The organism is Bacillus sp. FSL K6-3431, from assembly GCF_038002605.1.
Taxonomy (GTDB): domain Bacteria; phylum Bacillota; class Bacilli; order Bacillales; family Bacillaceae_C; genus Lederbergia.
Genome location: NZ_JBBOCT010000001.1, coordinates 533,049 through 550,124, shown reverse-complemented (window position 1 = coordinate 550,124; position 17,076 = coordinate 533,049). Strand labels below are relative to the sequence as shown.

20 protein-coding genes and 1 pseudogene are annotated in these 17,076 nt (G+C 34.5%); 4 read left to right on the top strand and 17 right to left on the bottom strand.

The window, feature by feature from the left end; translation table 11 throughout:
• Positions 1-53 precede the first annotated feature (53 nt).
• From MHB53_RS02705 to MHB53_RS02690, 4 genes are all read right to left on the bottom strand, one after another.
• Positions 54-557, bottom strand: a complete 504-nt coding sequence (locus MHB53_RS02705) for an NUDIX hydrolase (protein WP_340915616.1) — start codon at positions 555-557, stop codon at positions 54-56.
• 148 nt (positions 558-705) lie between these two features.
• A complete protein-coding gene (locus MHB53_RS02700; RefSeq protein ID WP_340924428.1) occupies positions 706-1,407 on the bottom strand; it encodes a nucleotidyltransferase domain-containing protein in 702 nt (233 codons plus the stop codon).
• 104 nt (positions 1,408-1,511) lie between these two features.
• Complete coding sequence (locus MHB53_RS02695; RefSeq protein WP_340915615.1) at positions 1,512-2,639, bottom strand: DUF1835 domain-containing protein; 1,128 nt, start codon at positions 2,637-2,639, stop codon at positions 1,512-1,514.
• Positions 2,640-2,719: 80 nt separating this feature from the next.
• The gene (locus MHB53_RS02690; protein ID WP_340915614.1) at positions 2,720-3,457 is read right to left on the bottom strand and encodes a metallophosphoesterase family protein; all 738 of its coding nucleotides are present in this window, start codon (positions 3,455-3,457) and stop codon (positions 2,720-2,722) included.
• A gap of 118 nt (positions 3,458-3,575) precedes the next feature.
• Here MHB53_RS02690 and MHB53_RS02685 point away from each other — a divergent pair, with 118 nt between their 5' ends.
• Positions 3,576-3,809: a hypothetical protein gene (locus MHB53_RS02685; RefSeq protein WP_340915613.1), complete on the top strand. Its 234-nt coding sequence runs from the start codon at positions 3,576-3,578 to the stop codon at positions 3,807-3,809.
• Between the two features lie 76 nt (positions 3,810-3,885).
• Here the strand turns inward: MHB53_RS02685 and MHB53_RS02680 are convergent, their stop codons facing one another.
• The 6 genes from MHB53_RS02680 to MHB53_RS02665 all read right to left on the bottom strand — a co-directional run bounded on the left by MHB53_RS02680 (position 3,886) and on the right by MHB53_RS02665 (position 7,178).
• Positions 3,886-4,347 carry a GNAT family N-acetyltransferase gene (locus MHB53_RS02680; protein WP_340915612.1) on the bottom strand — a complete coding sequence of 154 codons (462 nt, stop codon included), beginning with the start codon at positions 4,345-4,347 and terminating at the stop codon, positions 3,886-3,888.
• Positions 4,348-4,465: 118 nt separating this feature from the next.
• On the bottom strand, positions 4,466-4,843 hold the full coding sequence (locus tag MHB53_RS26195) for a DUF6886 family protein (RefSeq protein ID WP_445661493.1): 378 nt from the start codon (positions 4,841-4,843) through the stop codon (positions 4,466-4,468).
• Between the two features lie 4 nt (positions 4,844-4,847).
• Positions 4,848-5,033 (bottom strand): DUF6886 family protein, encoded by a 186-nt coding sequence (locus MHB53_RS26190; RefSeq protein ID WP_445661390.1) that lies wholly within the window; start codon positions 5,031-5,033, stop codon positions 4,848-4,850.
• 30 nt (positions 5,034-5,063) lie between these two features.
• Positions 5,064-5,636, bottom strand: a complete 573-nt coding sequence (locus MHB53_RS02675) for a GNAT family N-acetyltransferase (RefSeq protein WP_340915611.1) — start codon at positions 5,634-5,636, stop codon at positions 5,064-5,066.
• 73 nt (positions 5,637-5,709) lie between these two features.
• Positions 5,710-6,207 (bottom strand): NUDIX hydrolase, encoded by a 498-nt coding sequence (locus MHB53_RS02670; RefSeq protein WP_340915610.1) that lies wholly within the window; start codon positions 6,205-6,207, stop codon positions 5,710-5,712.
• Positions 6,208-6,302: 95 nt separating this feature from the next.
• Positions 6,303-7,178 carry a LysR family transcriptional regulator gene (locus MHB53_RS02665; RefSeq protein WP_340915609.1) on the bottom strand — a complete coding sequence of 292 codons (876 nt, stop codon included), beginning with the start codon at positions 7,176-7,178 and terminating at the stop codon, positions 6,303-6,305.
• Positions 7,179-7,606: 428 nt separating this feature from the next.
• Between MHB53_RS02665 and MHB53_RS02660 the strand changes: the two genes are divergently transcribed.
• Both MHB53_RS02660 and MHB53_RS02655 read left to right on the top strand, forming a co-directional pair.
• Complete coding sequence (locus MHB53_RS02660) at positions 7,607-8,143, top strand: HXXEE domain-containing protein (protein WP_340915607.1); 537 nt, start codon at positions 7,607-7,609, stop codon at positions 8,141-8,143.
• A gap of 78 nt (positions 8,144-8,221) precedes the next feature.
• A pseudogene (locus MHB53_RS02655) lies at positions 8,222-9,046 on the top strand (transposase); the annotation flags it as partial.
• Between the two features lie 22 nt (positions 9,047-9,068).
• Here the strand turns inward: MHB53_RS02655 and MHB53_RS02650 are convergent.
• The 7 genes from MHB53_RS02650 to blaOXA form a co-directional block, all read right to left on the bottom strand.
• Positions 9,069-10,180, bottom strand: a protein-coding gene (locus MHB53_RS02650; protein ID WP_340915606.1) for an IS3 family transposase whose coding sequence is annotated in 2 segments (ribosomal slippage) — positions 9,069-9,928 and positions 9,928-10,180 — 1,113 coding nt in all. Because the reading frame shifts where the segments join, the coding sequence is not laid out codon by codon here.
• Between the two features lie 299 nt (positions 10,181-10,479).
• On the bottom strand, positions 10,480-10,827 hold the full coding sequence (locus tag MHB53_RS02645) for an antibiotic biosynthesis monooxygenase (protein ID WP_340915605.1): 348 nt from the start codon (positions 10,825-10,827) through the stop codon (positions 10,480-10,482).
• Positions 10,824-11,234 carry an ankyrin repeat domain-containing protein gene (locus tag MHB53_RS02640; protein ID WP_340915604.1) on the bottom strand — a complete coding sequence of 137 codons (411 nt, stop codon included), beginning with the start codon at positions 11,232-11,234 and terminating at the stop codon, positions 10,824-10,826. The genes MHB53_RS02645 and MHB53_RS02640 overlap by 4 nt, the downstream gene beginning before the upstream one ends.
• Positions 11,231-12,016: an ABC transporter ATP-binding protein gene (locus tag MHB53_RS02635; protein WP_340915603.1), complete on the bottom strand. Its 786-nt coding sequence runs from the start codon at positions 12,014-12,016 to the stop codon at positions 11,231-11,233. Before MHB53_RS02635 ends, MHB53_RS02640 begins: the two co-directional genes overlap by 4 nt.
• Positions 12,003-13,028, bottom strand: a complete 1,026-nt coding sequence (locus MHB53_RS02630) for a FecCD family ABC transporter permease (RefSeq protein WP_445661492.1) — start codon at positions 13,026-13,028, stop codon at positions 12,003-12,005. Before MHB53_RS02630 ends, MHB53_RS02635 begins: the two co-directional genes overlap by 14 nt.
• Positions 13,029-13,038: 10 nt before the next feature.
• Positions 13,039-14,007: an ABC transporter substrate-binding protein gene (locus MHB53_RS02625; RefSeq protein ID WP_340915602.1), complete on the bottom strand. Its 969-nt coding sequence runs from the start codon at positions 14,005-14,007 to the stop codon at positions 13,039-13,041.
• Between the two features lie 277 nt (positions 14,008-14,284).
• A complete protein-coding gene (gene blaOXA, locus MHB53_RS02620) occupies positions 14,285-15,091 on the bottom strand; it encodes a class D beta-lactamase (protein WP_340924424.1) in 807 nt (268 codons plus the stop codon).
• A 200-nt stretch (positions 15,092-15,291) separates the two neighbouring features.
• On the opposite strand from blaOXA, the gene MHB53_RS02615 reads away from it, so the two are divergent.
• Positions 15,292-16,662: an aminotransferase-like domain-containing protein gene (locus MHB53_RS02615; protein ID WP_445661491.1), complete on the top strand. Its 1,371-nt coding sequence runs from the start codon at positions 15,292-15,294 to the stop codon at positions 16,660-16,662.
• Positions 16,663-17,076 lie beyond the last annotated feature (414 nt).

The following is a 17,076-nucleotide window of genomic DNA, read 5'->3' as shown; positions in this document are numbered from 1 at the left end:
TCACCCCGTGTATAATATTCTAGAATAGTGACTCAAATGCTATTTATCTATTGTCAAAATTCATGGTATGTATAATGTTTGTTTAGAAATTCATCAAGGATAATTTTATGGCTTTTTACAATATTTCCAGGTAATTCATCTGGGTAAAAAAATTGAAATGTTAAAGATTCCGATGTATCTACTATTAATTCTCCTTCGATGTTTTCAGAAAAATAAGCAATAGTGACCACATAAAATTCATCGCCATTTTCAGCTTTTATGTAATTTTGTGCACCTGAATAAACATTAATTAATTTCAATTCATCAATTTTCAATCCAGTTTCTTCAAAAACTTCTCTCTTTGCAACCTCTTCAGTGGATTCTCCTAATTCCATCAACCCACCCGTAATCCCCCATGCTCCTTTTGGGAATTTACGTTGTTGTAACAATAGCCTACCTAATTCATCAATAATTACCGTGACAGCCCCTACGAATATTAACGGTCTATGACCTACGATATTTCTTAAATCTTCTACATACCCCAGACCAAACCCCTCCTTACTGTTTTCTAAAAACACTTTTTCAAAAATGATATTATTTCGTATCTCATTTCCGCATTTTCAAAGTGACCGATATTATTGCGGAGTAATTGCCATGCTTCCCACCCTGTTGTAAAGGTTTTCACTCGACCTTGGAGTAACGATTTTCGATTAAAGGTAGACTATCTTAATTTTTCCCCAAAGAAAAACCTGCAAATAATCGTCCTCCATATGGTGCCAAAACCTTATCAACTAATTGCGTTATTTTGTTTTTCTTCCCAGTTTTATAAAAGTCATCAAAGGCTTCCACAAATTCATCAGTAAATTGCTCGTCGAATTGTTTTAAAGCGCGAATAATCCATTTAGAAGCACCAACCCATTGACCGTTCGTTCTTAATACAAACTCGTGAACCGATTCGGCTAATGTGTTAGCAATAAATATATCTTCCGCACGCTTATTACTACCCAGAAAATCATCTAATGCATCTGAAATAAAATATCGTTTGGTTTTAATTGTTTCTTCTGACCATTTTTCAGGACCTTTCATCAATATTTCATTCGCTTCTTCTTTTATTGATTGGATCATACCATCATCTTTTAAAACAATCCCCTCGGAAACCATTCTCGGCATAGAAGGTTTAGCGTCTTTACAATCCATTTCAAAAAAATGTTTGTAAGAAGTAAGACTATGGACAAAAATCTCTATTGGCCAACCAAACTCAATTAAAGACTCTCTATAGGAAGAATCAAGACTTTGATCAAAAATTACAATATCAAGATCAGAAGTTTCTGTTGCCTCCCCTCTCACCACACTTCCTGCTAATAGTGCAGACTGACAATTTGGAAAGTTGGTTAAAATAAAGTTTTCTGCTGCTTCAATTGGCATCAATCTATTAGCGTTTCCCATTACCATCACCTCTAATTATTATTTATAAAGCGCTTTATATCTTCATTTTCGTTGAAAAGTGAAGTTAGCCAAATGTAAAAGCCAGCCTATGAGCGTAATTTCACACTATAATGACTCATTGATTTTGGTATCCCTTTTAATTCAAGTACCCCACTATATACTAAATGTCTCATTCTATATTCTAAAAAGAAATGACTAATCATTCCTTCCATAAGAATTATTGTTTCTCCAATCACTTTTCCAGCCTGAATAAAATCTTTGTTTACTTGCTCGTAATGTAGATTTTTCAATGTATTTATGATTAGTGTGTCATAATGATGTTCCGGCACACTGGTTAATTCTCCATTAACCCATAAACGCAGGATTTCCTTTGATTTGGCAAGTGTTTGCCATTCCCTTTGAAATGGAATTCGATCCTTAAAAGATAACGGTTTTTTTGTTTTGATTTGATCAAATATCCGTTTTAAATTTCCGGATTCAATTTGACCTGTGTGAGAAACAAGCTGAGCATCATCTTTTTGCGATATATATTTATGATAGAGCTCAGTTGTATTAATAAGATGAATCTCATTTGGTGTATCTTGGAATAATTGAAGGATAAGGTAAACGCCTGTTTGTTCTTCAGCATTATTACCATACCAAATATATATAGGAACTTGATCTGGTATATCTTCTATCTTTAGCAGCGTATTTGTAAATTTAGTTTCATATTCAAAATCATCATCACCAGAGTTAATATTCTCATTTAACCATTCATAACGAAATGATTGCCCTATTTTTTCATCTAACCTCCATATTGGACCAATAGAAAAGAAGTCTGGAAAAGCAATGACTCTTTTAGGATGATCTAGTCCAATTTTCAAAGGGCCAGCTGCATATTCTGAAGAAACGATGTGAAACGATTTAAATCTTTCATCATTGTAGCCAAATAAGTGAGAGACATTGCGATGTTTTTGAATTTGTTTATTTATAATAGTTACCATGAAGTTTGTATCATCTTCTCTAACAAGGTATCCTCTGCCTTCAAGTGGTTTGCTAGCTCTGTGATCAAATGTAACAAATTCATCCGCATGATTTAATTCAAATGTTTCCCATTCTCCACCTGATCCCAACTCAGATGTAGTCAAATAATTATCTGTTTCGATTTTATATACAAAAACTACGTTAGGTTCTATAAAAAAATAAACAAATGGATATTTGACTTTCGTTTTCATTACATTCAACTCCTGATTCTTTCTACTTTATTTGGTGGGCCATTTTTTAATATGGGATACTGTGTTATTCCACAATAGAATTATGCATACTTCAAATGTTGGTTACCATAAAACACATTTAAAATAAAGTCTCGAGCAGGGACATTAAGCTTATTATAAGAAAGTAGAAAGCCTTTATTATCATAGGAGATTTGATTGAAAGATATATTGATATTACCATCTCCGCTAACTTTTATAATGGCATAAGGAGCGACAGGAAGGTGATTGCAACCTAAAGAGCTTGGGTTCAAATAAAGGCGATCTTTAGATTTAAAATGATGGATCACGTGGTGATGTCCAAAACAAACGATATCAGCACCAGATCCCCGGTATAACTTATCCAGTTTTTCTACGGTTGGTTTATTATCAATGGATAGAAATTGATCAGATTCGTTTAGGTGATAGTGTGTAAAAAGAAACCTTTGTCCGTTATAATTTGCATCTATTCTTTTTGGTATTTGTGATAAAAGGGGAATAAAGGTAGTATCAAGTCGAGATGCAATCCATCTATGATGTTCCAGTTCTTCCCCTTTACTGACTGGCTCTTGACAATCGATTATTTTCATTACTGCCTCATCGTGATTTCCCATTACAAAAGATATATTATTTCGGGAAAATAGTAACTCCAGAACTTCATTTGTTTCATGTCCGATTCCTACTAAATCGCCTAAACAATAAATATGATCAATTTGCATGTCCTTATCCAATTCTGTTAAAACTGCTTTTAATGCTGAACTATTACCATGAATGTCAGTTATAATCGCTATTTTAATATCCATATAAATACTCCCTTTAAAAATACATTATTGGATGCCATCCAACCATCACTACTATGAACTTATTGATCTACTTCTTATAAATTCAAAAATATAAAAGTTGATACAGGTGATAATCGGAATGAATAATATCAATACTAGAATACCCAAACTACTGAAAAGTCCATCTATCTCTTTAAGATATGTATGGCTGTCTAGCTTGTATAGAAACACTGTTGCAATTACTAATATAAGTGTATTTGTAAAGAATGCCATCAGCATAGCCAACCATTTATTTTCTAGCTTTTTAAATGTCCAGCAGCAAATTAAAGTGGATATTATTAATGAAAATAAAATAAGAATTAAAAACATGTAGGAAAATCCCTCCAAATATTTTCGTTTCAATAGGATATTACTGTCCGTAAGAAAAAGGTGTAGGTCGACTGTTAAAATTAAACGCCTTTATAGACAAATTCTCTGTATTTTGTAAATCCATGCTTTTGATAAAAGTCTTTGGCAACACTGTTCTTAGACCAATAATCTAATTCAATTAAATCGATTCCATTATTTTTAGCAATATCATATATTTTTTCCATTAAACTGGTGCCATAGCCCTTTTGCTGCTTTGTTTCCTCGATACTTATCTGATGTATATAAACAGACTTATATGCTTTTTTAAACGCATTTTCTTCATATTCTTTTATCTCAATCCAGGCATATCCCAGCACTATTTCATCATCTTCTAAAAGCAAGAAAATAAAGCCATTGTTTTTCATGAGCTCTTTATAAGCCTCTTTTATTTCCTCATAATTATATTCCTTAAAGTATGGAGGATATAATGTAGAATGCAGATCATGTACATGTTTATTTAAATTAGCAATTAATTCATGGTCATATGTTTGACTGATTTCCATACTGTATCTCCCTTGGTAATGTATTAAGTATGTATAAATTTATATTTCGAACATTTATGTGTGGTTTTCATATGAAATTACAGGAGTCTCTATTAGTTTGGATTATCGAATATAAATCCTATACTTCTGCCTTTTCTATAGCATTATTAAATCTAATAATTGAAAAGTCTAATGTTGATGAAATAACACTATTCCTAATTGGATATAAATCTGGAGTGTACCTCAATTCTACCTTCTCACTCAAAATTTTCTCGATTAAATCGCTAACTAGCTCGACTTTTCCTGGTGCGACTTCTTTATATGATATATAGTAACCAGCAGTTTTGGCTTCTTCAAATAACTCAAATGTTTCTTCGAGAAACGTATATACATATAACTTAGTATTTAGAATTCGCTCTAACCATGGATTTTCGATAACAATAATTTTTCCTACATTTGAAGCTGAAAAGAATCTATCTTCATCTTTCTTGTACGTCCATTCTGCCTTCCAATATATTACTCTAGGGCAATCTCGTGGGAAATAATAATGAATGGAATGTTCTATCTATCGCCCATACAACTGGAGGAAGCTTTGCAAATGCTTTTGATGATCTAGGTGTAAAGATTGTAATACTTGGGGCTTCACTAAAATCGTATAACAATTTCAATTCCCCCCCACCATTTGATTTTATTTCGGATATGACCACCTGAATAAAACGTTTCTGCTAAGCCACTTGTTAACTTATTACCTCCATACGTACAAAAGTATCTCGTAAAACATGATACTCTCTGTCTAAAATACTCATCATTACATCGGTTTCAAATTTGTCTTCAATATAAGCCCCTTCTCTTTCTACACCCTCTTTTACAAATCCGCATTTCTCATAACAAGCAATAGCTCTAAGATTGTATTCTAAAACCCTTAGATCAACTCTATGTAACTGTTGTTCTTCGAAAGCATATCGCAATACTAATTGAGTAATTTCAGTCCCTAAACCTTTACCCCAAACGGAAGGATCAAACAATCCGACAGCGTATCTTGCTCGGCAATCCTCTTCACTAACGGTTAATCTAGCTTGACCAATACAGCGACCGTCATATTCCACACACCACTCAAGTTTACTTAATAATATGCTTTCGATGAACCTTCTTGCATCCTTCATTGTTAGCGGTTGCAAATTTCGCGTGTCCCCACCATACATTCTAGTTAGTACTTTGCTTTTTCCACATTTGAAGCGGTCATTTATATCGTTTTCTATTGGCTTTCTAAGTAGAATATTTTTACCTTTTATAGATGGAGATTGATTCATTTCATCACCCTTATATGTTTTTATGATTTAGCATTAAAATAAGTTTGACTTTTACTTGAGGAAGCACCCGTTATTACAAGTCACCTAAATTTAGAGCATATTCAAGTATTTCTTGATTTAACTCATGCCAGCCATGATAATAATCCACAACTGCATTTGGATAAATAAAAACTCTTTGTTCTGATTCATAATTCCCTGCAAATGGATACAATGTCTCAATATCCATACGATAGAATACTTGATAACCCACTTTAGGGTATGGACTTTTTTCATTCCATTTGGAATTTTCGTTGTGATCTACAATAATATACCCCAGTAAATGACATTCTCCGGAAACATAACCTTCTTCCATTGCTTCACGTTTAAAACATTCCTCCGGGGTTTCATTCGGCTCGATATGACCACCTGGATAATCCCAACCTCTATGACTCAAATCTACTAATAACAATTTCCTTTCATGAAAACAAAATCCATGAACGCTGGTAATTAAATCCCGTTTAGGAAGTTGGTCATCACAGATCCATGTTAATTTAACTCTAGTATCTTCCCAATTCACATAGATTGTTGTCACAAAACTCCCTCACTTCCGATAACAATGGTAATTACTTTACCCGATATTAATTTCATAATAGATCTCCTTAGAAAATAATATAGCTACATTATAACCTACAAATTTGCTATTTCCTTCCTTAAAAAACCAATGAATATATTTACTTCATCTGTCCTTACTTTTGTTAAAATATACGTTAATGATGTTGGTGAGATGATTCTTTCTGATCTTATTTCTGAAAGTTGATTTGCCTTTATTTCCTGTTTTACCGTTGAATATGGTAAATATGATATGCCAAGTCCGTGTTCAATAAATCGCTTTGTAATTTCAATTTGATTAACAGTCATTGTTCGAACAGTTGGATAATGTCGGTTAATGTCGTTCAAAAGAATGTCCCAATAAACAGGATGGTTATGAGTGATTATTCGATACTTCTGTAATATCATCTGTTCATCATAATTTTTTTCTTTTTTATCTATATTTGGTCCTACTAAAATTACTGGCTCTTCGTGTACGATATGACAATCTATATTTGATTGTATTGGTTTCATTTTTGTTAAACCTAGGTCTGCTCTTCCCGTACTGATTTCCTCACCAATTTCATAAGATTTTAGTACATTTATTAAAACCTCTATATTGGGATGTTTATCCATGAAATTTCGTAAAATAGATGGCAGAATTGATGATGCAATTTGTGGTGCCGTTGCAATAATTAACTTGCGCTTGTATCCCTGTTTCCAAGATTCAAAGCCCTCTAAACCTTGTTCATATTTATCGATTATCTCTCTTGCATATGGTAAAAAATGATGGCCTGCCGCTGTAAGAGCAATTGTTTTGCCAATTCTATCAAATAACTGGATATTAAGATTTTCTTCAAGCCGCTTAATATGTTTGGTTATAGCTGGTTGAGATAAAAAAAGTTCTTCTGACGCTTTGCGAAAATTTTCATACCTTGCTGCAATGATAAATGTTTTAATCCATTTAATATCCATACATCTAAATCCCCCAGTAAAAACAATTGGTTATTAATTATCTCTATTTTTGTTAATATTCATTATAATTCTATTTATTATAATGCAATTAACAGAATTATACAGCTCTTGTTCCGATATATTAATAAAGGGAAAGATTTATATGAGTTGGGTCTTCGAATTAGTGGAATTACCTTTTCAATAGTTGAATAACATTTAACATATAAATCGGACTATTTGGTGGAATATTAGGCCGAACAAACAATAGTAGAATTAAATTAGATATGCGGATAATTGTATGGAAGGCATTTAATAAATTTCAGATATTTGGATTGCCGTGTGGAAACCAATCATTCAATAGATTTTCTATATTAAACTAACTGGCGGTATTGTAAATAGTTAGTAACTTTGAAGAAAGATAAAATAGAACGAGTAGGGGATGGAATGGGATGGAACAGTGGCTTAATATTCAAACACTTATTTGGTTATTTCCAATTATATTTGTTCTTCATGATTTGGAAGAAATAATTATGGTTGAAAAGTGGATGGATAAAAATTCAGATGTCATTTATCACAAGTTGCCAAGAAAAATTGCCGATAAAGTTATCAAACAATTTTCAATGTCGACGGCACAATTTTCAGTTGCTGTATTAGTTATTTTTGTATTTGTTAGCAGTTCCACTTATATGGCAAGCCAATATATTAATCATGGTCCATTTGGAAACATATATTTATTTACAGTTATGATATTGGTTTTCTTTCTACATGTATTTACTCATGTTGGTCAGTCTGTTTTTCTTAGGTCAATTACACCTGGCGTTATAACATCAATATTTATAGTCTTTCCTTACAATATTATATTGTTTAATTCATTATTTAAACATCAAGTTATAACTTGGAATACTCTATATATTAGCATACCATTTATTTTCTTAATTTTTCCTGTTATACTTTTTGCTCATTGGATTGGAAAAAAGGCAATTTAAAATATTTGACAATGATTATTTCGATATCAAATCTATACTTAATATCGTGTCACCCAAAGAACAACAAAGGATGACAATATGATAGACTTATTATTTCTACCAGACCTTAAAGTAATTGAAACAGCACAAAAAAATGAAACTGATATGATATTTAAAGTGGAAACGATGAGCCACCTGAACGTTGTCCTGAATGCGCTTTTGACAAACTGTATAAACACAGTTCAAGAAAACAACTAATCATGGACTTACCAATTCGTTTAAATCGAGTGGGCTTACAACTAAACCGAAGTAGATTTAAGAGTGTTGTAAATGTAACTCTAACTTTTGGGAACGGCTTATATCCGTAGATGAAAAATGTAGCATGACCAGAAGACTGATAGAGTCCATTGAGAATCAGTCCATGTCTAAACTTTTGTGGAAGTAGCTGAAAGCGTTGGTGTAGACGAAAAGACCGTTAGAAATGTCTTTGAGGACTATGTGGCTTACAAAGAGCGTGAATATCAATTTGAGACTCCTAAATGGCTTGGATTTGATGAAATACACATTATCACAAACCTCGTCTTGTGCTAATATTGAATGTAAAATTTAAAGTAAATAAACGATTATACAACGTCTTACAGAGATAGTTGATAAGCATCACATTGAATTTGTCAAAATGGATATGTGGAGGCCTCACAAAGATACAGTTAATACTGTGTTACCAGAAGCTAAGGTAGTTGTAGATAAGTTTCATGTAGTTCGAATGGCTAACCAAGCCTTAGATTATGTCAGAAAGTCTCTGAAGGACAAATTGACTTCAAAAGAAAGACGTACTCTTATGCGTGAGAGATAACCTTTCTAAAACACAAACATAACTTAAATAAACGAGACGCATTCCTTTTAGAGACTTGGTTAGGTGGATTGTCAACAGTAAACTGAACAAAAATTATAAGGTCTGTAATCTGTATTCTACTGGACTTTTGTAATCGAGTGTGCCGTGTATTCTAAACTTGTTGAACCAATTCACGTAATCTCTAAGTTCAAGTAGGAGCTGGTCAAGGCTTTCAAAGTGTGCACCATTCGCAAATTCCGTCTTGAACACTTTGAACATTGCTTCTGCCACTGCGTTATCGTAGGGGCAGCCTTTCATGCTTAAAGATCGTTCGATTCCAAAGGTTTTTAGGGCTCTATCTATTAATTTGTTTTTAAATTCATTCCCGCGATCAGTGTGGAATATTTGAATGTCATCTAGCCGTCTATCAATGCTTGATAACGCTTTGTAAACCAATTCAGCAGTTTTATTGGGACCCGCACTATGTCCAATGATTTCTCGGTTAAAAAGATCGACAAATAAACATACGTAATTCCACTTTCCGTTCACACGTACGTAGGTTAGATCGCTAACGACAACGGCCAATTCTTCTTGATCATTAAATTTTCTATTCAATACATTTTTCACAGGCTCTTCGTTACACTTTTCTTTGAATGGCTTGAATTGAGCTACAGTATAGTTCGATACAAGACCTTGCTCTCGCATAGTTCGGCCAATACGTCTTCTGGAAACAACGAAACCTAACTTTTCGAGTTCCACTTTGATTTTACGGGTCCCATAATTGCTTCGACTCGAGATGAAAATAGATCGAATTTGTTCGACGAGTTCGTCTTCGGGTGGTTTCTCAATAGGTTCATAGTAAAAAGTACTTCTTGGAATGGTAAGGACGTCACACATTGCTGATACCGAGTATTTGTGTCGGTTACTACGAATCACATCTACTTTCGTCCCATAATCAGCGCGGCTTGCTTTAAAATATCATTCTCCATCATCAGGCGTTGATTTTCCTTACGTAACTTGATTAACTCCGCCTCTTCAGGAGTTCGGTTGTCTTTCTCACTGAAGGATCCCGAAGACTGAGTTTGTTTCACCCATTTGTCGAATGCTGAAGCAGTCAAATCATATTCACGGATGATGTCAGCTCTTGGTTTTCCATTTTCAAAAAGTTGTACCATCTGGCCTTTAAATTCTTTTGTGAACGTTCTTCTGGCTCTTTTTTGGGTCATTGTAGATTCTCCTTATTTCTGTTAGTTGTATTCTACAAGACCTTAATTTTATTGTCTAACTTAGTGTAGCCCATCCAAGGTAATATTCCTAACTTAGAAGAAGCCTATGAACTCAAAGAAGAGTTTTACTGGATATGGGACACAAATGTCTCCGATGAAGGTAGAGGTCGTTATAGGTCCTGGAGACAAAGTTGTTTATCCAGCATAAAAGATTAATTAAATGGAAGGGATCTCAATTAGATCCCTTCCATTTTGCAAAAATTTATTGACCATGTCATTATCCCTATTAATAAACTAGGTTATTCTGCATTATCGATTTCTTGTCCTGCTGGTTTATGCTGAATGGCAACTTCAAATGTAGTTAGCTTTGAACTAATGATCGGGCTATCATCTCTATTTTGTTCATTTTTATTTCTATGAGCTTTTTGCGATCCTCTACTTTCTAACCAGTTATCAAAATATGTTCGATCTTCCCATGTCGTGCAAATTTTTAACTCATCATAATCAGGACTATTTTCTTTTCTCAACACTTCCATCAGAATAAAACCCTCAAATGTATGTACAGATTTCGGGGTTGTAAAACGGACAAGTATTTCCTCTACTCTTCCTTTTTTTATACGAATCGTGTTCACTGCTTTCATCTTCATTTCACCACCTCCTTTGACATTAAGGATTTTAAATATTGATATACAGGTAATGCTGCATCTCCGCCCATTTGAGCATGGCGGATGAGTGGAATCTCGTGCGGACCTGTTGCATTAATTACATTAGGATGGCTATCGATGATAGCTTTTACTATATTCAGTTCGCCGAGCATAGCTGCTGTGAAAATATCCATCCGCGCCCCATGCTCGAGTAACCATTTTGCAATATCACGATTTCCAGTATGTGCTGCTGCTCCAATTCCACTTTCCCAGTCGCACCCTCCCCAGTTGATAACGGAATGAATAAGTGTAGGCACTTCAGAAATAAGTTTTTTAACTGATTCAAAATCTCCATGTGCTGCAATAATGAACTCCCTTACTAACTCAACGTTAAGTGGCTCTTTTTTCATACGTATTCTTCCTTTCGTAATCTTATTGGGGTGAAAAATGATTTTCCGTTCTCCTTATAAATATCTGCGTCTATTTCAAAGATGGATTGAAACATTTCTCTACATAATACACATTGGGGTATACCGTCATATTGAATCTCTCCATTTTTTAAAACGATAAGTCGTTCACTATAACGTGCTGCTTGGTTTATATCGTGCAGTACCATTACTACTGTCATACAAAATCGTGAATTCAATTCTTTTACAAGTTCCATCACATCCAATTGGTGCGATATATCAAGAAAAGTTGTCGGCTCATCTAATAATAAAATCTTCGGTCGTTGGGCAATAGCCATAGCAATCCATGCACGTTGCCTTTCTCCACCAGAAAGAGATTGTAGTATTCGATTTTTATAGCTATTTAACCTTGTAACATCCAGCGCCCACTGGATGATGTCAGTATCTTCCTCTGTCAGTTTACTATAGGCCCTACGATGTGGATATCTCCCGAATTCGATCAGTTCTTGCACAGTTAAATCAAGTTGATGATCTTGCATCTGTGGTAACATCGCAAGTTTTTTTGCAACATCTAAGCTTTTCATTGATCCAATTAATCTTCCATCGAGGAGGACTTCTCCACTTTTAGGAACAATGAGTCGCGAGATTAGACGGAGTAAAGTAGATTTTCCAGATCCATTCGGTCCTATTAAACTAACGATTTCCCCTTCTTTTATGTGTACATCAACAGATTCTAACTGAAAGGAAGATGAATGTTCAAAAGACAATTCTTTAGTGAGAATCAAATGAATCCCTCCTTCGTTGAATCATATATAAGAAAAATGGTCCACCTAAAAATGATAATAAAATGCCGACTGGTAATTCGATTGGATCAAATACACTTCGGGCAACTGTATCAGCTAGGACGACGAGCAGGCCACCTCCAAGCGCAGATGCGGGTAGTAAATAACGATAATCTCCACCTATCATTATTCTTAATATATGCGGCACTACAAGACCAACAAAACCAATTAATCCTGAAACACTTACTGCAATACCGGCAAGGAGTGTACTAAGAACGATGAGAAAAAATCTGCTTTTTTCAACATGATGACCAAGAAGTTTTGCGACTTCATCCCCAAGCCTTAAAATACGAATATGTCTGATGGAAAACAAAGCTAATCCAAGTGCTGCAATCGCATAATAGATGATCATTTCAAATTGAATCCAACCAACGCCGGCTATGCCACCCGCTAACCATGGGAGAACAGACTGCACCTTGTCGCTATGTAAGAGCATTAGTGCGCTCATAAACGCTCCAATGACAGCATTTATTGCAACTCCTACTAAAATAATGCGTACTGGTGAAGTGCCGCCTTTCCAAGACAATACATAAATAATGAGCGCTGTGACAAGAGCCCCTACGAAAGCTGCTAAAGGTAAAAACATAAGATATGCTGGGTAAATGATCATAATTGTCGTAGCTGCAATACCAGCTCCTGAAGACACACCGATAATACCAGGATCTGCTAATGGGTTTTTCATCACACCTTGTAAAATAGCCCCAGATGATGCAAGACACATCCCGACAATCATGCCAATTAAAACCCTTGGGAAGCGTAACTCCCAGACAATTCGTCTCGCAAGCGAATCATCGGAGTGGACAAGACCACCCCATACTTCACTTAAAGAGAAAGAAATAGGTCCAATCATTAAACTTATTATGCAAGCGAAGACAAGTACAATGCTAAAAATAACTACTATAACTGTTCGCTTTTTAGCAAGTGGATGAGCATTTTTAGATGTTTGTGCTACTATCGTTTCCACTTTATTTAACCGCCGCTAGATTTTCTTTCATCACCCTAAGAGCATCTATCACTTTTGTTCCTGGGTTTGAACCAAATAAATTTGGCGGTAAAATAACTACATTTCCGCTTTTAACAGCATCAAGATTCTTCCACGCGGCATTTTTGGTCATTTCTTCTTCAAATGCTGATTTAACCGCATCTGCATCCCCATGGGTTATAAGCATAACAACTTCTGGATTTCTTTCGATAATCTTTTCAACACTTAAACTCGCATACTGCGGGTAATTTTCTTCTACTGGAAAATCCGCTGCAATATTCTCTCCACCCGCTTTTTCTAATAAATCACCTGAAAGTGAGTTTGAAAGAGCGGCTAAATAAGTACCTGGTGCACCATATACTAATAATGTTTTTACAGGATCGGATTCGCCTTTTTCCATACTGCTTACTTCTTTCGTAATGGAGTTATTAATATTTTCGGATTCTGTTTCTTTTTGTAATAGCTTTCCAAACATACTAATTGTTTCTTGAATATCAGCAATCGAATTTGCCTTTGTATAAAGAACCTTCGTTCCTTGTCGTTCTATAGTTTCAGCATGTTGTTTAAAACTTGTTGCTGCTGTTAAAACATCAGGATGAACCTGAGCTATTTTTTCGAAATTCGGCTGGTGTGGATTACCGATTTCTGTAATGCCTTCTAACTCTTCCGCGACAGGACCGCTTACACTTGGACGACCAGTCACATTCGCACTTAAAGCTAGTAAAATATCTAAATCCCCTGAATTTAGTGCTGCGATAGATTCAGGAATACTTTCAAGCGTAACACTTTCACCTGAAGCGTCTTTTACTTCAATAGCTGATGTTTTATCTCCTTTTTCAGCCACATTTTTTGAAGATTCTTCTTTCACATTTGCTTTATCACTCTCCCCACCACATGCTGTTAAAACTAACAACAGCAATATAGACATTAAAAATAATGTTACTTTCCTCATTTTTCACGCTCCTAATTGACATTGATAATCATTATCACAAAACCTATTTTACTGATAATGATTATCAATGTCAATTAATTAATAGAAAATAAAAAAAACAGTCTGATATTATCTCTCAGACTGACTTATTTAGAGGCTGAAAAAAGTTTATTTGTGAATTGTATCCTAAAATCTCAATTTAGATTGAACTTTTCGAATTTATAACAAGATTTCCATCTAAGCAAACTCCTTTCCCAAAACCAGTTGAATTAACTAATTATTTCACTTCACTTTTGCTTTAAAATTCACTATTTTTGATTATTTTAAGCTTCTTTAAAGTTTCAAATGTTATATTTTTCGCAGTTGTCCCTGAACCATCTATATTTGTTGCAAATACCCATGTATTTTTATTTGTTTCAACATATCCCACATACCATCCAAGTCCCAGATCAGATAATCTCGTGCCGGTTTTACCGTGAACCGTAAAGTCGTCATATTCTTCATTAATCATGATTCTTTTGACGGTTTTTAGATTTTGTTTATTAAAGGGTAACTTTTCTTCCACAAGTTTTTCGAAAAAAGCTACTTGTTCTTGAGCTGATATTACCAAACTGCTATCAAGCCAAAACATATCAATACCACCAGAAATATCATTATTACCATAGTTTATCTTATTAAGATTGATCTCCATGCGCTCTGTACCAATATCTCGAGCCATATCTTGATAAAACCAGATCGCAGAATGTCTCATTGCAGAAGCCAACGTATGATCTCTATTCCAGTTTTCAACCTCTCGAACTACGCCGTCCCATCTTTTTACTTCGTACTCATCATCTACAGCCCTTTCCTCTAATCCAATTAACGCATTGGGAACTTTAAAGGTAGACTCTGGAGTGAATTGCTCCTTACTCCTTTTTTTATTATAAATATAAACAGTGTCTTTTTTTAGATCTTTTATAACTATTGTTCCTTGAACATCATTAAACAAATTGCCAACATGCAGTTCTTTTGTTTTTGAAGTTTTGGCATTCACTGGATTGCTAATCATCGCTCCTGAAATCAATAACGTAATAAGTAAAAGCGCTAATACCTTGAATCCTTTCATCATTCACCTCTCCTATTCACTTGATCGTTTTATTAACAAATCTATTATCCGACTGTCAAAAATGCCTCCTTTCTTATAAAATACTTGTTGCCATCAAACTAGCAACTATAATGTGAAGTATACTTATATTATTGTAGAATCGAAATAACCGTTTTCTTGTTTTGTACCCATACAGTATAGGAAGGAATGACAATCTGATGATGAAATACGCAGAGATCATGAAGTTTATTGATCAACGAATGAAAGATGGCTATTTGAAGCCGGGGAGTAAATTGCCTTCGATTCGAGCTTTATCTGAAGAGTTTTCATGTAGTAAAAATACAGTCATTAAAGCATATAGCGAAATGGAAAAGAAGCATTCCATCTATTCAGTACCTAAGAGCGGTTATTATATCGTAGAAAACTATCATTCACCGAGAAAAAGTCAATTAGATAATAGAAAGATTGATTTTTTGTCTGCAGGTCCTGATAAACTAGCAATGCCCTATCGTGACTTTCAGCATTGCATTAATCAAGCGATTGAATTATACAAAGAAGACATGTTCACTTACTCCGAGGTACAAGGCTTGTATTCATTGCGTGTTCAACTTGCCCGGCATTTGCAAGATATTCAGGTCTTTACTGTACCCGAAAGAATATGTGTTGTATCTGGTTCTCAACAAGCACTTAATATCTTCGTATCCCTTCCTTTTCCAAATGGAAAAACCAATGTTTGTTTGGAGCAGCCAACGCATGTTGGGTTCATTGAATCAATTAAATTGCAAAATGCTGTTGCCTTTGGCATTGAAGTTACAGCTACTGGAATAGATTTACAGCGTTTAGAAGAGATTTTCAAGCATAATAATATTAAGTTTTTCTACATTGTTTCAAGGTTTCACAACCCTACCGGATACAGCTATTCTAACTCCGAAAAGAAAAGAATCGTCGAATTAGCACAAAAATACGATGTTTATATTATTGAGGATGACTATATGGGAGATCTGGATCTAAACTTAAAGCAGGATCCAATGTTTGCATATGACACATCAGGTAGAGTTATATTTACAAAAAGTTTTTCAAAAGTTATGTTGCCTGGATTAAGACTTGGTGTAACAGTTATCCCTGAGGCCATGAGGACGGAGTTTTTGCGTGCCAAGTTTGCTGCAGATTTACATACTACAGTACTTACGCAAGGAGCATTGGAAATCTATTTAAAAAGTGGAATGTTCCATGCTCATATTCAAAAAATGAGGCTTATATATAGTAAAAAAGGACTTCTTTTGCAAAAAGCATACAAAGAGCTTTTGCCGACTTCCACATCTTTTTCCGGCTCGTTATCTGGTTTCTATTCGACGATAGAATTACCCAATCAGTTAAAAGCAAAGGAGCTTATTGAACATTTAGTAAAGGAAAATGTGTATGTGGATAATACGAAAAAAATGTACCTTCCGGAATTTGAAAAAGAAACAATTATAAGACTAAGTGTTTCTCAAGTGGAGGATGAGCTAATCAGCATCGGTATTCAAAAAATTGCTGACGCTATCGAAGAGTTGATTAAAAAGAGGAAACAGGGTTATATTCAATTTATTTAAATTTAATAAAATTAAAACCAGTCGTTCAACAAATACGTCTGACACTTATTGCTATTCTAATTAATAGGTTTCAAAGCCAGCTCCCTTTTTCAAGCATGTGAAAATAAATCTCAATACCGATGGGAGGTGAATTTATTCTTCTTAGTGTAACCTGAAAAAATTTTAGACTATGCTGCTCAAACAAAATCCAAAATTTTCGCCACTGAGGTATAGAAAAACAGGTTAGATCACTGGATTTTGCCGTGTAACGCAGTATATTATTTCAAGGTATACTTTTGTTCGATGTTAAACTGGAATCCGTGGTGAAATTCCCTATGGATTCAACTAAATGCTATATAACTTATCAAGAACATCTATAGTAAATCTAAATAAAGACAGAACAGTGTGAATACCATTCTGTCTTCTTCGTATTAT